The following is a 19872-nucleotide window of genomic DNA, read 5'->3' as shown; positions in this document are numbered from 1 at the left end:
CCATGAGCGAACGATTTCTGGCTTTCAAAGAACTTCTCAAGCGTTACGGCGGCGTGCTGCACGCCGCGTGGCGGGTGCGCCATGAGCTCGACGGCGAGTCGCGGCTTGCGCATGAACTCGCGTTTCTTCCGGCGCATCTCGAACTGGCCGAGACACCCGTTCATCCGGCGCCGAAGTGGACGATGCGCGCGCTGTTGGCGTTCGCGTTGCTTGCGCTCGTCTGGTCGATTTTCGGCAAGCTCGACATCGTGGCGACGGCCAAGGGCAAGCTCATTCCGAACGATCGCGTGAAGATCGTGCAGCCGCTCGATACGGCCATTGTCAGGCGCATCCTCGTCGAGGATGGTCAGCGCGTAAAAGCGGGGCAAAGCCTGATCGAGCTCGACGTGACGCAAGCCCAGGCCGACGTGGCCAAGGCCCACGCTGCACGAGTCGACGCCCAGTTGACGATCGCGCGGACGACGGCGGTGCTCGCGGCTCAAAAGGCCGGCACCTATCCGACGCTCGCGCCGATGGCGGACGTGCCCGAGGCGCGCTTTTCCGAAGCGCAGCGATTCGCCGACAGCCAATACGGCGAATACCGGCAAAAGATCGACGAGATGAATTCGGAACTCGTCAAACGCACCGCAGAACTCGATACGACCGAGCGGCAAATTCAGAAACTCAGCGAGACTGCTCCGCTGGCAAGGGAGCGGGCCGAGGCGTATCGCGCGCTCGTCGCTCAGCAATACGTTTCTCGCCAGGATTATCTGGAGAAGGAGCAAACGCGTATCGAACAAGAGCAGGAGCTGCGGGTCCAGCAAAGTCACGCCAACGAGTTGAAAGCGGCCATCGCCGAACAACGCCATACCATCGAGGCCGCCGAAGAACAATTTCGACGCGAGCAGTTCGACGCGCTCAATCAAGCGCAGCAGCAGTTGCCTCAATACGTTGCCGAAGAGACGAAGGCCGGGCAGCAAGTGAAGCGCATGCTGCTGACGGCGCCCGTCGACGGCACGGTTCAACAGCTCGTCGTGCATACGACCGGCGGTGTCGTGACGCAGGCTCAGGCATTGATGGAGGTCGTCCCCGACGACACGCTCGAGGTCGAAGCCAATCTCGAGAACAAGGATGTGGGCTTCGTGAAGCCTGGGCAGGACGCTGTCGTGAAGATCGACACGTTTCCGTACACGCGCTACGGCTATCTCACGGGGAAGGTCACGAAGGTGCCGAACGACGCGACGCAGGACAAGAAGCAAGGGTTGATCTATCCGATCCGCGTCAGTTTGCCGACGAATCGACTCCGTATCGAAGGGCAGTGGGTGAAGCTGTCGCCGGGGATGGCCGTGACCGTTGAGGTGAAGACGGGCAAGCGGCGCGTTGCCGAGTACTTCCTGAGCCCGCTTGTCGAGTATGGGTCGGAGAGTTTGAGAGAGCGGTGATGTTCGGCGCTGCATGGGCGCGCAAGTTGAGCGAGAGCGGCTGCCTCCAGGTCCCGGCAGCTGCCGCGCGCTCGATCTTTTAAGTCCGCGTAGCCGTTAGAGCGAAGAATGGACGACACATCTTAACGATATCGACTGACACTCATGCTTTCAAAAAAACAGTGGCAATGGCTAGCGGATCACTATATCGGCGTGCGAATCGCTTGCTGCGCAGTGATGGCGGTATCGCTTCTCGACTACTCCTGGTTGGTCTTTAACGCGCTATACAAAAAGGGAAAAGTCGCGGAGACCCATGCATCGATTCAAGCCCGAACAAGCGCCGGCTGCACACGACGCTACCCGGTGCGAGACCCGTACTACCTCGGTCCCGAGACCCGATATCACGGCGAGCCTGTCGTTCGTTACGGCGAGAGCAATCCGTTTCTGCTTCAGAGCTTTAGAACTTCGATCATCGATATAAAGCTTCTCACCGAGGACCCCGTTTGTTTCGGCGCATCGCTCCAAGACGGAACGACGGACACGGTTGACTATGTGATCTACCTCTACGATAAGGAGAACGGAAAACCGATCTACAAGATTACTAGAGTGCAGTAACCCTCGAGAGCCGCATCAACTACATCAATAAAAAGAAATCAAATTGAGCAACAATTCCTACACAGCAACGCTAAAGATCGAGCCAACGCTACTCAAAGGCGAGATTGGCCATGCCTTCGTTACGTTGAGTGCGCCTGGACGCGCCGACATCACGATCGGCTATTACCCCGTCCATACGGCGCCTTATGGTGTCGGCGTCGTCCGAGACGACAGCGCTTCGAAACAGATCAACCAAAACGGCACGTCATCCGCCGCGCCGCACGACTTTACGTGGTCCAACACGTTTCAAGTGACTGAAAAGCAGTACTTGGACATGTTGACGTATGCCTCGAAGGCCGCCAACGACACGACCACGACATACAACGGATTGAGCGGCTTGCCGACGTTGTTGGATCCTGCGCTCGCTGCGTTCGTCGGCTCCGGCTCGAACGTTTGCACCGATTTCGCGCGTAGCGTACTGGAAGCAGGCGGCATACAGCCTTTGGGCGGACGATTCACTTCTAACATGCTCCCGCAGAGCCTGCTTGCACAGTACGGTCTTAAATCTTCGGATCAGCGTACGGGCGCCGATACGTCCGGCGCCTATTCCGACCAGATCACAAGGCAAATCTCCCTGCTGCAATCGGGGATCAAAGCAAACGACCCGACGTACAAAAGCGGCGGTGCGCTAGCGGGTACGCAGCCCACCTTGGGTCAGTTTTCTCAGACTACAACGCCGTCCGGCGATACCAGCGCCACGATCGCGAGGAACTTGGCGGCCGGCAATGCGCCGGACGGCAACCCACTCGGCATCGTGCTGCCGAATGGACCCAGCGGTCAAATGGTATGGACGCGGGACACCCAAACGGGCCAGTTCATACAGGTCATCTCGCAAGCCGACGGCGCGGGCAAGACCTACCAGTTTCAAATTAGCTATACGTCCGCGGGAGCGCCGGTTTCGACGCGCAGTTTCGTAAGCGACAATACCGGCACGGTCGAGACGTCCGCGGTCGCACAGGCTGGCGGCGCGCCGCTCGTGACGACGATCACGCACAAGCGCGACCCGGATGTGGCGAGCTCGTCCGCGAGCTACGTGGTTCAGGCCGGCGACAGCTTGTGGTCGCTGGCCCAACGCGACAACGTACCGCTGCAAGACTATCTGGATGCGAACAAGCAGATTACGGATCCGAACTACATCCAGGCCGGCCAGGTCATCAATCGGCCGGCGTCGGCACTAGTGGCGCCGACCAACCTCATCGACATCAACACCAACCCCAACCCGCAACCGCAGACGCAGATCCAGAACGAAAACCAGCTCGCCGAAAGCGCTTCGAACGGCTTTGTCTCCGTCAGCCCGACGAGCAGTATCGCCTTCTGGAACAACACGCTGAACAAGACGGACTTCGCTTCGTCGCAGATGGCGAGCTTCGCTTCCGGCGGCGTGCGTCCCGGCGAAGTTCAGCTCGATCCGAACGCGCGTCCGAACACCTACCTCTCGCAGTTCTACGTCGACCCGGAAAAGCTGACGAATCCGAACGCGGGACTCATCAACGCCGCCACGCTCAACGGCCTATCGGCGATGACGACGTACAACACCTACGTCGATCCGCTGCTGCTCGACTTAAGCGGTAACGGCGCACACATGACCAACATCGGCGACGGTGTCCTGTTCGACACCGATCACAGCGGCACGCTGAAACGTACGGGCTGGGCCGACCGCAAGACCGGCATGCTAGTCGTCGACGACGGCAGCGGTCAGATCAAAGACATCAGTCAGATGTTCTCCGAGTACTACGGCGGAAAGGCCGGCAGCAACGGCGGCCCCGGCCAGACACCGTTCAAGGACGCATTCGCCGCGCTCGCGAGCGAAGACAAGAACGGCGACGGCATCATCGACAAAAACGATGCGATCTGGAGCAAGCTGCGCGTGTGGGTCGACGCGAACCACGACGGCAAGGTCGAAGCAGGCGAATTCAAGACGCTGGACGAACTCGGCATCACGCAAATCAACGTGAAAGCCGCCGCTGCCGCAACGGGCGAAACGCGCGACGGCAACGAAGTGCTCGCGCACGGCTCGTTCACGATAGGCGGCAAGACGCAAGAGGCACTGGCCGTCGACTTTCTCGGCGACCCGGTCAGCAGCACATTCAATACTCAAGGGATGGGCACGGTCGTCACGTCGACCACCGGAAAGACGACCACCACCGCATACACCAGTACCAGCACCGCCAACGAGACGCTCGATGCGGGCAAACTCGGCGTCAGCAACCTCTACGCCGGCAGCGGCAACGACACCCTGATCGCGGGCGCAACCGGCAGCTGGCTCGTGGGCGGCGGCGGCAGCAACACGTATATCGGCGGCGCGGGCGACGACGTCTTCGTCATCAGCGCTAAGGACGACGCGCGCAACATTCACGGCAACGGCGGCCGCGATACGGCCATCATCGTCGGCGACCGAGGCGTCACGCTGAACATGGCGCAAGCCGGCTTGACGATCGCCGAAGGCGGACGCGGCGACGACGTCATCGTCTCGGGCGGCCGCCAGAGTGTCTTCATCAAAGGCGGCTCCGGCACCGATACGTTGATCGGCGGCGCCGGCAACGACGTCATCGTAGGCGGCTCGGGCCACAATACGATCATCGGCGGAACCGGCAAGGCCGTCATCTACGCCGGCCCGGGCGGCGACACGATTTACGCAGCGTCCGGCGACACGATCATCAACGCCGGCGGCGGCGCCGACCATATCTTCGGCGGCGCGGGCAACGACGTCATCACGGTCGGCCGAGGCAACGCCATCATCGATGGCGGCGGCGGAACGAACGTCGTCAGCTTCCACGGCAGCTACGGCGACTATCGCATCGTTAAGACCGACGACGGTTACTGGGTCGCCGACAAGATCCCGAACCGCGACGGCACCGTCTTCCTGAAAAACATTCAGAAGCTCAATTTCTCGGATATCTCGGCGGTCGATCTGACCTTGCCCAATCCGATGCCCGTCGCCGATTCGCTGACCGTTGACAAGAGCGGTCACGTCTTCGACCGCACCCAGCCGCACCTTATCGCGGCGGCGCAACTGCTGGCAAACGATCAGCGCCTGAACAGCCACGGGCCGCTCCATATCGCCGCCATCGGCGACGCAATCGGCGGCACGGTGCAACTCACGCAAGCGGGCGACGTTCTGTTCACGCCCGACGCGACGTTCACCGGCATCATGAGCTTCAAGTACAGCGTGGCCGATGCCGCGGGCAACGGCTCGGCTACGGTCCAAAGCCTCGCGAACGGTCAAACGGCACCGATGCGCGCTACCGCCACGCTGCTGACGCCGGAGGTGCCGACCGATCCGCTCGCGGCGCAGGAATGGTATTTGAGCGACACGAACGTCCTGCCGGTATGGAAGGACTACACCGGCAAGGGCGTGCATATCGGCCAGTTCGAACCGGGTGGCAAATTCGCGGTTGGGCCGGAGATTTTCGATTACAACCACCCCGATCTCGCACCGAACGTCGATCCGGCGTGGCTCGAAACGCAACGTGCGAACGGAACGCTGCCGACGGCCACTTCCAACCACGCGACGATGGTCGCCGGTGTGATGGTCGCCGCCAAAAACGGCAGCGGCGGCGTGGGCGTGGCCTATGACGCGACGCTCGCCGGCTACTATCTGGCCAACAACGGCAGCGATCTGAGCGGCCTGGGCCACATGGTCAGCTACGACATCGCCAACAATAGCTGGGACTTCGAAAAAGACTTCGGCCTCAGCAATCTGCCGAGCAGCAGTTTCGACGTGGCCGGCACGCTGCTGTCGAACGCGCAGTACGCGGCCGACAATGGCCGCGGCGGACTGGGCACCGTGATCGTCGCGGCCGGCGGCAATGCGCGCGCAACGGGCGGCAGCGCCGAAGGCTCGCTCACGAACAACAACCGCTTCTCGATCGAAGTCGGCGCTATCAATGCGCAGGGCGATCTCTCCACGCTACAAATCGGTTCGGCGCCGTTTTCGAATCCGGGGGCGAGCTTGCTCGTGTCGGCGCCGGGGAGCAACGTCGTCAGCACGAGCCAAATCGTCGTCACCGATCAAGGCTCGACGTTCGGCAGCAACTACAGCGACATGCAGGGCACGAGCTTCGCCACGCCGATCGTCTCGGGCATCGCCGCGCTGATGTTGCAGGCCAATCCCAATCTCGGCTATCGCGACGTGCAAGAGATCCTTGCCTTGTCGGCGCGCAAGGTGAACGATCCGAACACCCGGTGGAGCGAGAACGGCGCGCACAACTGGAACGGCGGCGGCATGCACGCGAGCAACGACTACGGCTTCGGCGAAGTCGATGCGCGCGCCGCGGTCCGGCTCGCCGAGACGTGGATGACGCAAAGCACGGGTGCCAACGAGATGGTCTATTCGGCATCGAGCGGCGCGCTCGCGAAGACCGTGACGGCCGGTCAGACGTTATCGTCGTCGATCGCGATGAACGGCGGACTCAGCGTCGAGCATGCCGAAATCGACTTCGACGCGAACATCGGCCGCCTCGGCGATCTGACGGTCAAATTGATCGGACCGAACGGGACCGAAAGCGTGCTGCTCGATCGCGAAGGCAAGGTGCCGGACGGCACGGCCGGGGCGAAGGCGAGCGACGTCGGCAGCATGCAAACGGGCGCGTTCAAGTACACGTTCATGTCGACGCACGACTGGGGCGAAACGTCGGCAGGCAATTGGACGCTCCAGGTCACCGATACGGCCACGGGTCAGCCTGTGACGCTGAACAACTGGTCGCTGCGGCTTTACGGCAGCAAGGCCAGCGCGGACAACACGTACTTCTACACCGACGAGTACAAGAGCGCCGTACTCGCCAATGCCGGCCATGGCGTACTCGACGATGCACTCAACGGCGTCGCTGGTGGCCGTAACACGATCGACGCGGCGGCTGTTTCGGGTAATACGACGATCAACCTGAAGACGGGCGTCGCGAGCCTGGGCGGATCGGCATTGACGATCAAGAACCCGAGCACGATTCAAAACATCGTCACCGGCGACGGAGACGATACGCTCGTCGCGGGCGATGCCGATGCGATGCTCGACGGCGGGCGCGGCAGCAATCGGCTCGTAGGCGGAGCCGGCAAGGATTTGTTCGTCGTCCATCGCCGCGATGCTGGGCTCGACACCATCGATAATTTCACCGCGAGCCGCGGTGAGACCATCGACCTCGTCGGCTTCAAGGGCAAATCGTTCAAGGACCTTGTGCTCACGCAGCAAGGCGCCGACGTCAAGGTCGATCTCGGCAACGGCCAACGCATCGTGCTGACCAATCAGACATTGGCCAATTTGGGTGCCGCGCAGTTCACGTTCCAAGACACGTTCGTCGCACCGTCGGCCTATGTCACCGCCGGCGGCTCGGCGACGACGCCGCCGAGCGGAAACGGCGTGGTCACGCTTTCGGGCGGCGCCAAGGGGGTGAGCTACGCGACGGTCAACGGTCAAATGGTCGGTTCGCTGGCGGGCACCGTCTATAGCCACGATTCGGCGACATCGGATTTGTTCGTCGTCGCGAAGCAAAGCGGCGTGGCGAACTACCAAAATGCGTTGCGCGGCTTCAAGCACGGCATCGACAAGATCGACGTTTCGCAACTCGGAATCTCGAGCTTCGGCGACCTCGTCATTGCGCAGAAGAACCGCGCGACGATCAACGGTGTGGTGCAGATCCACGGTACGAGCATCGGCAGCGTGTCGCTCGGGACGGCGGGCGCACCGATGGAACTCGCCTATCTGGATGCGCTCGATCCGTCGCAACTGAGCGCGTCGGATTTCGTGTTCGCGCCGCCCGCGCCCAACCAGGCCGGCGTCGTGACTGCGCCGGTCAGCTCGACCGTTACGCCGAACTCGTCTTCACCGGCGCCCGTGCCGACGACGCTCGGCACCGATGCCAACGTCATCGGATCGAATACGGGGATCACGACGACGCGGGACACCAATGGCGCCGTGACGGTCCAATCGTCAGTGGACTATGCGCTCGGCGACAACATCGATCGTCTGACGCTGACGGGCAACGCCGACATCGTCGGCACCGCGAACAACAACGGCGATGTCTTGACCGCCAATGCCGGCAACGACGTTTTGCTGGGCGGAGACGGCAATGACACGCTTATCGCGGGCAGCGGCAACGACATCCTGATCGGCGGCGCAGGTAACAACACCTACGTCGTCGGCAAGGTGGGCGGCGTCAAGACGATTCAGACCGTTGCCGGTCAACACGACACGCTGACGCTTCAAGGCGCGCAGGCGAACGGCGTTCGCTTCGCGGTGCTCGGGAACGATCTTTCGATCACACTCGATGCCGGCCAGCCCGATGCCACGCAGGTGATCGTTTCCGGTCAATTCGGCGGCAAGGGCGTGGGCTCCGTGACAATCGGATCGCAGACTCTCACCGCATCGGCAATTGCGACGATCGTCAACCAAGGTGCCGTTACGGCGACCGCCGGCTCGATCGAACAGTCGGTACTGACGAGCACCGCATGGTCGTATGCGCTGCCTGCCGCGCTGTTTTCGGCGACGATTGCGGGCGATGCGTTGAGCTACTCGGCAACGCTTGCGAACGGCGATCCGTTGCCCTCTTGGCTGCACTTCGACCCGATCGCGCAAGCGTTCGCGGGCAAGGCGGATGCTGCGAACATCGGCAATCTCGTCGTAAAAGTGACCGCGACCGATATGGCGGGCAAGAGCGCGAGCTCGAATCTGACATTGCACGTCACGCAAAATCCGTCGGCGCCGAGCGTGGGGACGGCACCCGCATTGCAGACCGTTGCAGCCGGCGGCGCCTGGCAATATGCGTTGCCGGCGGGGCTGTTCAGTCCCGGCCATACAGGCGATGCGCTCACCTATACGGCTACGTTGGCAAACGGCGATCCGCTGCCGGCTTGGCTGACGTTCGATCCGATCAAGCAAGCCTTCGGCGGCACGCCGACGGATCAGACGACGGAGGCCCTCTCGGTGAAGGTCACTGCGACCGAAGGCACGGGGCTCTTCACGAGCACGACGTTCGGCGTCAATGTCGTGCCGACGTATCAAGCGCCGGCCGTGGCTCAATCGCTCCAGCCGCAGACGGTTGCTGCCGGAGCGCAGTGGGCCTACGCGCTGCCGGCTGGACTATTCAGCGAAGCCGTCGCGGGCGACACGCTGCGCTATAGCGCGACGCTGGCGGACGGTTCGCCGTTGCCTGCGTGGTTGACGTTCGATTCGGCGAAGCAGACGCTGATGGGCTTGCCGACGGACCAAAGCACGGGCAGCTTGAGCGTCAAGATTACGGCGACCGACATGGGCGGCATGGCCTCAAGCACGACGTTGAGCTTGCAGGTCAGACCTACTTATACCGCCCCGACGGTGAGTGGGACGGTTGCCGCGCAGACGATCACGGCCGGCTCCGCGTGGACGTTCGCGCTGCCGTCCTCGCTCTTTACCGAGACCGTCGCCGGCGACACGCTCAGCTACCGTGCGACGCTCGGTGACGGCACGGCGCTGCCCGCTTGGCTCACGTTCGATCCGGTGAAGCAGGTTTTCGCCGGCACGCCGCCCGCCAGCATGACGGGCGACTTGGCGATCCGCGTGACGGCAACGGACTTGGGCGGACTTTCGGCCAGCACGACGCTGAACGTCACGACGAATGCGCCGCTGCAAAATCCGACGGTGACGCAGACGCTCTCCTCGCAGACGCTTGCGGCAGGGACGGCCTGGCACTATGCGCTGCCGGCGAATCTGTTCAAGGAGCCGGCGCCGGGCGATACGTTGACCTACTCGGCGACGCTTGCGGACGGCAAACCGCTGCCTAGCTGGCTGACGTTCGATCCGGCGAAGCAGACGTTCGTCGGTACCCCGACCGACCAAACGACGGGTCCTTTGACGCTGCGTATTTCCGTGATCGACCAAGGCGGCCGCGCTGCGAGCACGACGTTGAATATGCAGATCAACGGGACGTATCAGGCGCCGACGGCCGGAGCGCCCGTCTATCAAATGGCGCAACTCGGCAAAGCGTGGACCTTCACGCTGCCCGCGACGACGTTCAACGAACCGATCGCGGGAGATACGTTGGCGTACTCTGCGTCGTTGGCCGACGGCAGTCCGCTGCCGAGCTGGCTTGCGTTCGATCCCACGACGCATACGTTCAGCGGCACGCCGACTGGTCAACAGGCGCTCATGTTAGGCGTGAAGATCACAGCGACCGATATGGGCGGGCTCTCGGCGAATACGACGATGAACTTGCTGTTAGAGCCGAACGTGTCCAATGCGTCGGGCAACTTCCAGACGATTTCCGTTCCGGCAGCGCAACAGGCTGCGATCTTCGAAAGCGGCTTCATGAACCACATGACCGTGGGCGATGGGGATCACACTGTGTTGCTCACGGGCGGGTCGACCACGGCGGTGCTCGGCAACGGCAAGAACTCGGTGGTGCTCGGGGGCTCGTCGGAGAAGTTGACCGTCGGCAACGGCGACAACACGATCGCGACGACGGGCACGTTCAATAACGTCTCCGTCGGCACCGGCACCAATGCCATCGCGACGGCGGGAACGTTCACGACGCTGAACCTCGGCGACGGGACCGACACGGTGACGATGAAGAGCGGCTTTACCACCGTGAACGTCGGACATGGGCACTACGATCTGGCGTTCGGGTCCGGGTTCGGATCGAAGTTGGCGTTTGGCGCAGATGTGGCTTCCGATCGCCTCTGGTTCGAGCACATCGGTCAAGATTTGCAGATCGATGTGATCGGTTCGGGCGAGAAGGTACGGCTGAAGAACTGGTATGCGAGCGCGCCTGAGCACTGCCAGATCGCGGCGGGCGACGGGAAGGTCCTCTCGGACGTGAACGTCGACAAGCTCGTGCAGGCAATGGCGGCGTTCGGGCCGCCGGCTGCTGGGCAAACGGCGCTGACGCCTAACGAGCGGCAAGCGTTGCAGCCGGTGTTGGCCGCCAACTGGCATTAAAAGAGTAAGTAGCGGGACCCGCCGCCCTCCTTGGAGGGCGGCGGGGGCAATCGGCGTTATCGCGGATCAATGCCGGCTGCGTCGAAACGGTTCTCAGCACTCAACGCCGGGAGCTCGGCGTCGGTCGGGTTACGTTCGGCGGCAGAGCAGACGCGTGACCGCGTCACGGCTCGGCACCACGGAGTCTAGCGTTCTACCCAGGAGGTTCTGTAAGGTCATGCTCACTTCCAATCAGGAAAATCTTTGGCTTAGCTAGTACATCACGAGCGAAAGTATCACCGGAGGTCAGCTTCGCTCGCCATTCGGCCAAGCTATATATCTTCGGATTGACTTCACGGCCAAGCGTGGATTGCACCGGATGGAAGAGGCGTACAGCCTCAATGAAACCGACATCGCCGATCAAGAGAACGTCTACGTCGCTGCCCGCTTGCTCCGTGCGTCTCGCGACCGAACCGAAGATAACCGCTACCTTCACCCTGCCTGCGACCGGTACTAGAGCTTGCGCAAGAATATCTGCCACGCCGGATGTTTTGCGCAGAATGCTCGCTAACTCTTCAAAAATCGGACAGTCGCGGTCTGCACCGTAGTAGACCTGCTTTCCTTCCTCCGTCCGCTTCAAAATGCCTACCTGGGCGAGTCGCGATAGCTCTTTGTGCAGCGTCCCGGCGGAAGTCCCCGTCTGCCGGGCGAGTTCGCGGACGTGACAGCGCAACTCGGGATGCAGGAGCAAGAGGCCCAGCACACGCCGGCGATATTCGCTAAAGAGGATCGATGAAAGTGATTGAAGCATATATGGCTACAGACGTAGCTTTTTCTGCTACAGCCCACAACTGCCTCGTCGTTCGTTGCGTTTTGGCCTGGACGACAAACGGCACATGGTCGTCCTTGGCCCTGCAATCACAAACGCAAAAGCATAATCGCAGCAAAATCCGCTACACACGAAGCGGTTTTCGCCACCCCGAGCCGCAGTTTTGCCTTCGGGTGCCTCCACGTTGAAGAGCGGGTCCATTGTCGCCACCGCCTCCGCATCAGGGACTTTCCTGCTTCGGAGGCCGTTCGGCAGTGAGTAGCCAATCGACGAAGGCGGCACTCTTCGAGCTTTGCCCTTCAGCCTCTCGCGTGTAAATCCATGTGCCTCGGTCAACGGCCGAAAAGCCGAACGGAGCGAGCAGCGTGCCGCTGCAAATCTCGTGCCGAACGAGGAACTCAGGTGCGATCGCGAAGCCAAGCCCCCCTTTCGCGGCCTCAATTGATAACGACAGCGATTCGAATACAGTGCCGCCAGAGAGATCTCGCTTGAGGCTGACGGCATCGGCCCATTCGCTCCACGCATCCAACCGCGATGTCGCGTGCAGAAGCGGGACGTCGCCCATCTGCGCGAGGGTAGTAGGCGGAGTCGGCCAACTTGGCGAACAGACCGGGCCTATGTGGTCCGTTGCCAATGGCTTAATGCCAACACCCGGCGCCGGAGAGCAAGTGTGTCCGCTCAAAATCAGGACGTCGACTTTACCCGCTAGGAGCGCATCGACCGTCGTCCGGGTCTGGAAATGCAGCAGCAGATTCGGTTGCTCTTTCGCAAATTGGTCGATGCGCGGTAGCAGCCACTGAGCGAGAAACGTTGTCGAACACGCGATCGATAGAGACTGAGCGGCGGCACCGGATCGGATTTGCCGACACTCTTGCTCTAAGATGGAAAACGCTTCCTTGCATGCTTGACGAAGGCGTTCGCCGTTATGGGTGAGTCGCACGCCCCCACTGTGCCGCTCGAAAACAGGCTGCCCGAGCCACTCCTCGAGCGTGCGCATCTGATGACTAATTGCTCCGTGGGTCATCCCGATCGATGCCGCCGCACTAGAAAAGCTCGAATATTCCGCGACCGCCTCGAAACTCAACAAAGCTCGGATCACAGGCAGGCGCATTATTGGATTGTTAATTTTTTTCACAGCACATGTTTAGAAATTTCGTTCACGTACAGACGGGCGCTCATTTTAACATTCAAGCTTCTACAGGAATTTATGCGTTTCACGTGGAGGAAGAATGTATTCGGAAGTCGTGCAGGAACTCCGGGATGTGCACGCAGTCTCTGCGCGATTGGGCACTGCTATCAGCATATTCGGTAGTGCACGCGTCGCTACTACTTCAAGTGTGTTTGAGTTGGCTCGAGAGGTTGCGTATAAATTGGCCATTCTGGGATACGCCGTCATTTCGGGCGGCGGCCCTGGAATCATGCGGGCGGCACTGGAAGGCGCGCGTGCCGGGGGATCGCCAGCCATCGGATTCAACATTAAGCTGCCATTCGAACCGCTCGATGTCGAGCACCAGGATATTTCTCTGACGTTCGAGCACTTTTTTACACGTAAATTTGCTTTCTGCCGATGCTCGGATGCGTTCGTCATCATGCCGGGTGGAATGGGCACCCTCGATGAATTATTCGAAATTCTAACGCTTATGCAAACCGGGAAATTGGAGGCGAGGCCGGTCGCCTTAGTGGGCTCCGTTTTTTGGGGTGGGCTGCTCCAGTGGCTCCGAACCCATCCGGTTTCATCCGGGTTAATCGCAGTAAATGAAATCGATTCGATTGGTATTTGCGATAATGCGGACGAGGTAGTCGCATTCCTTTCTGGTCAGCTAAGCGACTAGCGGTTTCGGATCTATCTTCATCAAGACCTTCTAGAGAGAGAAGGTATTCATATTTAAAAATCGAAAAATGGAGTTTTTTGATGACGACTACATCACCTCAGTTGGTTATGTTTACGGGTGGCCGTGATAGTACACTCGCGGCCTGCTTGTTGATGTTGCGGGGAATCCCTGTCCATCTATTTAGTGCAAACAGCGGGTGTTCGATTCATCGCGGCATTTTGTCGTATCGGGTCGAGGAGCTGAAGCACCGATTCGGCGAATTGGTCATTAAGCATGTGGTTGAAGACATAAGCGGTGCATTTCGCAGCATTGCCATCGCTACCCTAGAAGACGACATCATCAGGGACAAGAAGAATCTGGTTCTTCTCGGCGAAAAGATTGCCATACATGCACACGTCATTAACTATTGCAAGAGAAACAATATCAGCGTAATCAACGATGGGATAGCATCCTACCAAAAGGAGTTCCCTGAGCAGCGCATGATTGCGAAAGATTATTTCGTCAACTTCATGAAAGAATACGGAATTTCCTACCGAAGCCCGATTTACGATTTTGCGCAATCTGTCGACGACGTGAAGTACCGCCTTTTGCAGCTTGGTGTTTCGACGAAATCGCTTGAGGGCATTTCGATCTTTGCCGACAGCTTTTCGACGCCATCGGATGAGATCATTCTGTCGTACCTCGAAAGAAAAGAGGGAATTTGTCGCGACATCATCGAGTTGCTTATTGGTCAAGCAGGCGAACACCGCAAGACGATTGGCCCGGGCATGATGAGCGGATCGCCGGCGCAGAACACTGTCGTCGGTCACTCCTTGAGTGAACTCGTATGATCGAGAAGTGCGCGGGAATTATCCTAAGCGAGCGCCGCCTTCTAGTCGTGCGCAAGCGGGGCGCATCGATCTTTATTTCGCCTGGGGGGAAAATTTCTGCGGGGGAAGCGCCTATCGCTTGCTTGCGCCGCGAGTTACGCGAAGAACTCCGCGTTGAGTTGGTCGATGCTGAGCCCTTCGGCACATACGAGCGGCCCGCTGCGGATGAGGCCTCCATGATCCGGATTTACACCTGGATTGTCGCGGTCTCCGGCGCATGCGCGCCCAGTTCAGAAATCGAGGAGCTTAAATGGATACGCGGCAGCGAGACAGAGGCCGTCGGCTCGGTCTTCGCCCATTGCGTCATCCCCAAACTTATCCGTGACGGGCTGCTTGATGGATAGAACGCCCCACCGTGGCGAAGCGACTCGGCACGAAGACGCGGCTGCGCTCCATCCCGATTTGCAAGGCGGAGATCAGCGAGGCTACTACCGCGCCTGCTCGGCACTGCGAAACGAATTGAAGGCCTTGGTCGCTAAGAGTTTGGCCATCGAGCATGATCTGTTTTTGCTCTCGAATACTACGCAAGGAGTAATGACAGCCATGGCGGGGCTCGCGTCAGATGGCATTGCGCTGCGCATCGCCCCGAATGCGTATTCGCCATATATGGCGTTGCCGTCATGGCCATGTGTTGCAGACATGCTGAAAACATCGCTGCTGACACACGTGGATCCCCTTTCGGGAAGGGTTTCGGCTGTGTCTTCCGTCGCAGCGGCGCCGTCTGTTCTCGATGCAGCGCAATCCTTCGCTACGGTTGTCCACCATCGGGCAGGCTTGCATGCCGATATCGTTCTTTGCTCACTACATAAACATGCCGGTATCTCCGCGGGCCTAGGCCTGTTGGCGATTCGCAGAGACGTGCCCTTTTCCGGCCTGCGGACGTACGCCGAAGTCGCGGAGGCGGGAGCTTGCTCTCTATCCTTGCTCGAGCATGCGATTGCCCGTGTTCAACTACTCGATGGCCGGCTCACAAACTTGATGACTCTCGAGATCGACGAAGCCGATCGAGCGGCGCTCAAAACGGCAGAAATAGACGTATTGACGCCCATTGGTGCGAGATTGCCTTTCATTTGCATGCGCGGTGTCGATCCCGTACGTGCTGCAACCGCCTGCGCTAGCGTCGGACTCCATGTGAAGTTTTTTCGCGAGCAAAACGTCGTCCGAATTTCCGGCGCCATACGCGGTGCTATCGATGACACGCCAATCGATTGCGCCCCCGTCCTTAAGCGACAGATATCAATTCTTATAGGGGGAAAGCCATGAACGCAGCACAGTCTCGGAAGGGACTCTATTTCGCCTTGCTCGGCGCGATGCTGCTGAGTTTCGATACATTGCTGCTGCGCTCGATCGATGGCGAATCGCTCCAGGTCGCTTTTTGGCGGGGGGGGCTGATGTTTGTCGCCGGTGCCATCGGAGCGCTCGTCATGCGTCGAAGGTCCGGGTGCATCGGTATCGCGCTGGGCCGAATCGAATTGGCGATAGCCGCGTGTTACGGATTGTCATCGGTGACTTTCGTCCTAAGCGCGATGACGACCAGCATTTCGAACATGCTGACGATCATCGCAACTGCGCCATTTTGGGCGGCAATAGGTGCCGGCGTGTTCTATCGAGACTGGCCGCCACTTAGAACCTGGCTGGCTTGCGCCGGTGCATTGGGCGGAATTATTGTTGTAGTGTGGCCAACGTTCTCCGAGCAGGCACACGTTGGCCTGGGCGACGGCCTCGCTTTGGTAACGGCCTTATCTATGGCGGGCGCGTTTCTATTGTCACGACGCTCGCAAGCAAATTTGGCGCTTACCCCCGCATGGGGTGGGCTGCTGGTAGCGCTCACGCTCGCCCCCTTTGTACCAGTGTTCCATTTCTCGAGCGCTCACAAGTTGATTTTGATGATTGGAGAGGGTGCGCTGCTAGTTCCCTCGGCCCTCGGCCTGATCGCAGCGGCGGCGCGTTATTTGCCGGCGCCCCAGGTCGGACTGTTTCTATTGCTGGAAACGACGTTGGGGCCGTTTTGGATATGGGCCGTTCTCGGAGAAACCCCTACGCGCTATGCCCTGGTGGGGGGTGGAATAGTTGTTCTGGCACTCGTGGCCCATAGTGCGGTGACTTTGTATGCAGGGCGCGGCGCGACACAGGGAGTTCAGCCTCGGCCCCAGCGGCAGCAAGCAGATGCGTAACTGCTTCATCGCGCCGGCTCGCAATGTCGAGCGCTTTACCCGATTCGTTCCGTTGGATCGTACTCATCTCAAGATCGACGACTAAGTATCCGCGGTGTAGCGTAGACCATCACCCGACGAGCCCGGCGCCAAGCAACACAACGCCCGAGCTACCCCTCAGCGCGTTCAGCCGCCTGCTGCGCGGCTGCCTGCCCCAGCACTGCGTCGCGTTTAGCAAGCAGATGCCCGCGCAGGATCGCGGCCATTTTTTTGCCGTCGCGCGCCTCGAGCGCCCGAATCATTTCCTCATGATCGCGGACCGCGCTTTCCCATTTCGACGCCGAATAATTCGAACGAAACCGTAAAGCCTGCAAACGACGATTCGTCGACACGTAGATCTGGCGCAGCGCCGAATTGCGCGCTGCCTCGTTGATGCGATCGTGAATCGCGCGATTGCGCGCGTAGTAGCCCGGCAGGTCGTGCTGCGCGTGGCAGGCGAGCATTTCATAGTGCAACGCCTTGATCTCGGCCAATTCCGCGGCCGTAATGCGTTCGCAAGCCAGTTCGCCCGAAAACGCCTCCAACCCGCTCATCAACTCGAACATCTCGCGGATCTCAGCCTCGCTCATTTGCGACACGATCGCACCGCGATTGGGCAGCAACTCGACGAGGCCTTCGACGGCCAACACCTTGAACGCCTCGCGCAGCGGCGTACGCGATACGCCCAGTCGTTCGCACAGCTCGCGCTCGTTCAGCTTCAAGCCGGGCACGAGCAACCCCTCCACGATAAAGGTGCGCAGATGATCCACAACCGTATCGTGCAACTGCTGGCGCTCGACTTTCGGCAAAAGCGGCACGACGTCGGCGCTGGGTGCGCTCGTATTTTGCATGCAAACCTCCCCCACTTCGATGACAGGGATTTTACAGGACCCATAACCGCCATCAGGCGCCTTTCTAGCCTAGCCGAGTCCCGATCCTCGCCTGTCCCCTTTTTTGCTTCCCTCAGACGAAAACATCGGTTAAAGTTTTTTGCATTCAAAATTCAAAAGGAGGGCCCGACGCATGTTGAAGCTCGACTTCCACCCTGCCGGTCGCCACTTTTTGCAAATTCCCGGGCCGAGTCCCGTGCCCGATCGCATCTTGCGCGCCATGAGCCTGCCGACGATCGACCATCGCGGACCGGAGTTCGGGGCGCTCGGCCTGAAGGTGCTCGAAGGCATCCGCAAGATCTTCAAGACGAGCCAACCCGTTGTGATCTATCCGGCGTCCGGTACGGGCGCGTGGGAAGCGGCGCTCAGCAATACGCTGAGCCCCGGCGATGCCGTGCTCATGTACGAAACAGGGCATTTCGCCACCCTCTGGAAGAAGATGGCCGAGAACTTGGGACTTAAGCCCGAGTTTCTCGGCTTGCCCGGAACCGAAGGCTGGCGTCGCGGCGTGCAGGCCGATCAGATCGAAGCGCGTTTGCGCGCCGATGCGGGCCACGCGATCAAAGCCGTGTGCGTCGTACATAACGAAACCTCGACGGGCGTCACCTCCGATATCGCCGCCGTGCGCCGCGCGATCGACGCGGCCGGACATCCTGCGCTACTGCTCGTCGATACGATTTCCGGCCTCGCGTCGGCTGACTACCGGCATGACGAATGGGGCGTGGACGTCACGGTATCCGGCTCGCAGAAGGGCTTGATGCTGCCGCCCGGAATCAGCTTCAACGCCGTTTCGCCCAAGGCATTCGAAGCGAGCAAGACGGCGAAGCTGCCGCGCGCGTTTTGGGGCTGGGGCGAGATCGTCGAAATGAACAAGCACGGTTACTGGCCCTACACGCCGAGCACGAACCTGCTCTATGGGCTGGCCGAAGCCATCGAGATGATCCTCGCGGAGGGGCTCGACAACGTCTTCGCACGCCATCAACGGCTCGCTGGCGCGTGCCGCGCCGCCGTCACGGCGTGGGGCCTCGAGATCCAGTGCGCCGATCCGGCCGTCTACTCGCCCGTGCTGACGGGCGTCGTGATGCCCGAGGGTGTCGATGCCGACGCCGTGCGCAAGCTCATCTACGAACACTTCGACATGTCGCTCGGCACAGGGCTCGGCAAGCTCAAAGGGCGCATGTTCCGCATCGGGCACCTCGGCGATTGCAACGACCTCACGCTGATGGCTACGCTCTCGGGCTGCGAAATGGGCCTGCGGCTCGCAGGCGTTACGCTAGCCGGCAGCGGCGTCTTGGCCGCGATGGATCATCTGACGCAACACGCCGTGAAGCCGGCACACGGGGTGGCGGCATGACGGCGCCCACAAAAGACGTCGCGCTCGTAGCCGGGCGCAACGAACGCATCGTCCGATTGGCGCGCATGCTTGCGCGCGCACGAGCGTCGGGTCCCGATGCGCGCATCGTCGAATTGGCCGACGGTCTCACGCCCGCGACCGATGACGATGCGTATGCCGTGCAGGACGCGATGCTGCGCGAGATGAAGCAAGTGGCGGGCGGCTGGAAGATCGGCGCCAAATCGGCCGCCGGTCCCGCGCAAGGCGCGCCGCTGCCCGCTTGCGACGTCCATCGCGGGGCGCCGACGCTTGCGCGCGCCCGCTACGCAAAGCCGGGGCTCGAGCTCGAGGTAGCCTTCATGCTCGGCCGCGGGTTACGCGCTAAGGACGGTCCGCAAAGCGAAGCGGCCGTACGCGACGCCATTACGAGCGTGCATGCCGCGATCGAAGTGGTCGCGAGCCGCTTCACGGAATGGCCGAACATCGACAAGCGATGGCAGCTCGCGGACTTGCAGAACAACGGAGCGCTTGTCGTCGGCGAGGGTGTGCCGTACGACGCCAAGTTCGACACGCATTTTCCGATCGTCTCGCCGCCGATGCGATTCACGTTCGACGGCGTCGACATCGCGCATGCGCCTCCCGCCAACCCCGCAGGCGATCCTCGCTGGCTGCCGCACTGGCTCGTCAACCACTGCGTCGCGCGCGGGCTCGATCTCGCGCCGGGCACCGTGCTGACCTGCGGTTCGTACACCGGCATTCACTTTCCCGCGGGCGCGGGCGTCGCGCGCGGAGAGATCGAAGGACTGCCGACGGTCGAACTGACCTTGAGCTGACCTTGATCTGACCTTGGGCCGACCTGTCCCAAGTCGACTCGCAACACAACGACGCTTCGCCGATTCGCTAGCGCCGAGCCGTAGCCGTACCCGAGCAGTGACGTACTCGATCGAGTTGTAGCGGACGCCCCGTTGCGCCCGTCCACCTAAGGAGAC

Annotated in this window: 13 protein-coding genes; 10 read left to right on the top strand and 3 right to left on the bottom strand. The window is 60.9% G+C overall.

Annotated elements, in window-relative coordinates; all coding sequences use genetic code 11:
* Positions 1-2: 2 nt before the first annotated feature.
* From AB1286_RS12120 to AB1286_RS12110, 3 genes are all read left to right on the top strand, one after another.
* Positions 3-1421 carry an HlyD family type I secretion periplasmic adaptor subunit gene (locus AB1286_RS12120; protein WP_430363513.1) on the top strand — a complete coding sequence of 473 codons (1419 nt, stop codon included), beginning with the start codon at positions 3-5 and terminating at the stop codon, positions 1419-1421.
* A gap of 144 nt (positions 1422-1565) precedes the next feature.
* Positions 1566-2015 carry a hypothetical protein gene (locus tag AB1286_RS12115; protein ID WP_430363512.1) on the top strand — a complete coding sequence of 150 codons (450 nt, stop codon included), beginning with the start codon at positions 1566-1568 and terminating at the stop codon, positions 2013-2015.
* A 43-nt stretch (positions 2016-2058) separates the two neighbouring features.
* A complete protein-coding gene (locus tag AB1286_RS12110; protein WP_430363511.1) occupies positions 2059-10959 on the top strand; it encodes a putative Ig domain-containing protein in 8901 nt (2966 codons plus the stop codon).
* A 193-nt stretch (positions 10960-11152) separates the two neighbouring features.
* Here the strand turns inward: AB1286_RS12110 and AB1286_RS12105 are convergent, their stop codons facing one another.
* Positions 11153-11749, bottom strand: coding sequence for a nucleotidyltransferase domain-containing protein (locus tag AB1286_RS12105; protein ID WP_430363510.1), 597 nt, complete (start codon positions 11747-11749; stop codon positions 11153-11155).
* Positions 11750-11987: 238 nt separating this feature from the next.
* On the bottom strand, positions 11988-12902 hold the full coding sequence (locus AB1286_RS12100) for a LysR substrate-binding domain-containing protein (protein WP_430363509.1): 915 nt from the start codon (positions 12900-12902) through the stop codon (positions 11988-11990).
* Between the two features lie 94 nt (positions 12903-12996).
* On the opposite strand from AB1286_RS12100, the gene AB1286_RS12095 reads away from it, so the two are divergent.
* The 5 genes from AB1286_RS12095 to AB1286_RS12075 all read left to right on the top strand — a co-directional run bounded on the left by AB1286_RS12095 (position 12997) and on the right by AB1286_RS12075 (position 16642).
* The gene (locus AB1286_RS12095) at positions 12997-13599 is read left to right on the top strand and encodes a TIGR00730 family Rossman fold protein (protein ID WP_430363508.1); all 603 of its coding nucleotides are present in this window, start codon (positions 12997-12999) and stop codon (positions 13597-13599) included.
* An 80-nt stretch (positions 13600-13679) separates the two neighbouring features.
* Complete coding sequence (locus tag AB1286_RS12090) at positions 13680-14429, top strand: hypothetical protein (protein ID WP_430363507.1); 750 nt, start codon at positions 13680-13682, stop codon at positions 14427-14429.
* A complete protein-coding gene (locus AB1286_RS12085; RefSeq protein ID WP_430363506.1) occupies positions 14426-14812 on the top strand; it encodes an NUDIX domain-containing protein in 387 nt (128 codons plus the stop codon). Before AB1286_RS12090 ends, AB1286_RS12085 begins: the two co-directional genes overlap by 4 nt.
* Complete coding sequence (locus tag AB1286_RS12080; RefSeq protein ID WP_430363505.1) at positions 14805-15731, top strand: DUF6024 family protein; 927 nt, start codon at positions 14805-14807, stop codon at positions 15729-15731. The genes AB1286_RS12085 and AB1286_RS12080 overlap by 8 nt, the downstream gene beginning before the upstream one ends.
* Entirely contained in the window at positions 15728-16642 is a 915-nt protein-coding gene (locus AB1286_RS12075; protein ID WP_430363504.1) for a DMT family transporter, read from the top strand. Before AB1286_RS12080 ends, AB1286_RS12075 begins: the two co-directional genes overlap by 4 nt.
* A 149-nt stretch (positions 16643-16791) precedes the next feature.
* On the opposite strand, the gene AB1286_RS12070 is transcribed toward AB1286_RS12075, so the two are convergent.
* Positions 16792-17511: a GntR family transcriptional regulator gene (locus AB1286_RS12070; protein WP_430363503.1), complete on the bottom strand. Its 720-nt coding sequence runs from the start codon at positions 17509-17511 to the stop codon at positions 16792-16794.
* 172 nt (positions 17512-17683) lie between these two features.
* Between AB1286_RS12070 and AB1286_RS12065 the strand changes: the two genes are divergently transcribed.
* Complete coding sequence (locus AB1286_RS12065) at positions 17684-18904, top strand: pyridoxal-phosphate-dependent aminotransferase family protein (protein WP_430363502.1); 1221 nt, start codon at positions 17684-17686, stop codon at positions 18902-18904.
* Positions 18901-19716: a fumarylacetoacetate hydrolase family protein gene (locus AB1286_RS12060; protein WP_430363501.1), complete on the top strand. Its 816-nt coding sequence runs from the start codon at positions 18901-18903 to the stop codon at positions 19714-19716. Before AB1286_RS12065 ends, AB1286_RS12060 begins: the two co-directional genes overlap by 4 nt.
* Positions 19717-19872: the final 156 nt, after the last annotated feature.

It is taken from the genome of Trinickia sp. NRRL B-1857 (assembly GCF_050470685.1).
GTDB lineage: Bacteria > Pseudomonadota > Gammaproteobacteria > Burkholderiales > Burkholderiaceae > Trinickia.
This window is presented reverse-complemented; position numbering and strand designations above follow the sequence as displayed.

Bases quoted from the DNA above. Each gene is read 5' to 3' on its own strand.
- AB1286_RS12120 (WP_430363513.1), top strand. From the start codon at position 3: ATGAGCGAACGATTTCTGGCTTTCAAAGAACTTCTCAAGCGTTACGGC.
- AB1286_RS12115 (WP_430363512.1), top strand. From the start codon at position 1,566: ATGCTTTCAAAAAAACAGTGGCAATGGCTAGCGGATCACTATATCGGC.
- AB1286_RS12105 (WP_430363510.1), bottom strand. From the start codon at position 11,749: ATGCTTCAATCACTTTCATCGATCCTCTTTAGCGAATATCGCCGGCGT.
- AB1286_RS12095 (WP_430363508.1), top strand. From the start codon at position 12,997: ATGTATTCGGAAGTCGTGCAGGAACTCCGGGATGTGCACGCAGTCTCT.
- AB1286_RS12090 (WP_430363507.1), top strand. From the start codon at position 13,680: ATGACGACTACATCACCTCAGTTGGTTATGTTTACGGGTGGCCGTGAT.
- AB1286_RS12085 (WP_430363506.1), top strand. From the start codon at position 14,426: ATGATCGAGAAGTGCGCGGGAATTATCCTAAGCGAGCGCCGCCTTCTA.
- AB1286_RS12080 (WP_430363505.1), top strand. From the start codon at position 14,805: ATGGATAGAACGCCCCACCGTGGCGAAGCGACTCGGCACGAAGACGCG.
- AB1286_RS12075 (WP_430363504.1), top strand. From the start codon at position 15,728: ATGAACGCAGCACAGTCTCGGAAGGGACTCTATTTCGCCTTGCTCGGC.
- AB1286_RS12070 (WP_430363503.1), bottom strand. From the start codon at position 17,511: ATGCAAAATACGAGCGCACCCAGCGCCGACGTCGTGCCGCTTTTGCCG.
- AB1286_RS12065 (WP_430363502.1), top strand. From the start codon at position 17,684: ATGTTGAAGCTCGACTTCCACCCTGCCGGTCGCCACTTTTTGCAAATT.
- AB1286_RS12060 (WP_430363501.1), top strand. From the start codon at position 18,901: ATGACGGCGCCCACAAAAGACGTCGCGCTCGTAGCCGGGCGCAACGAA.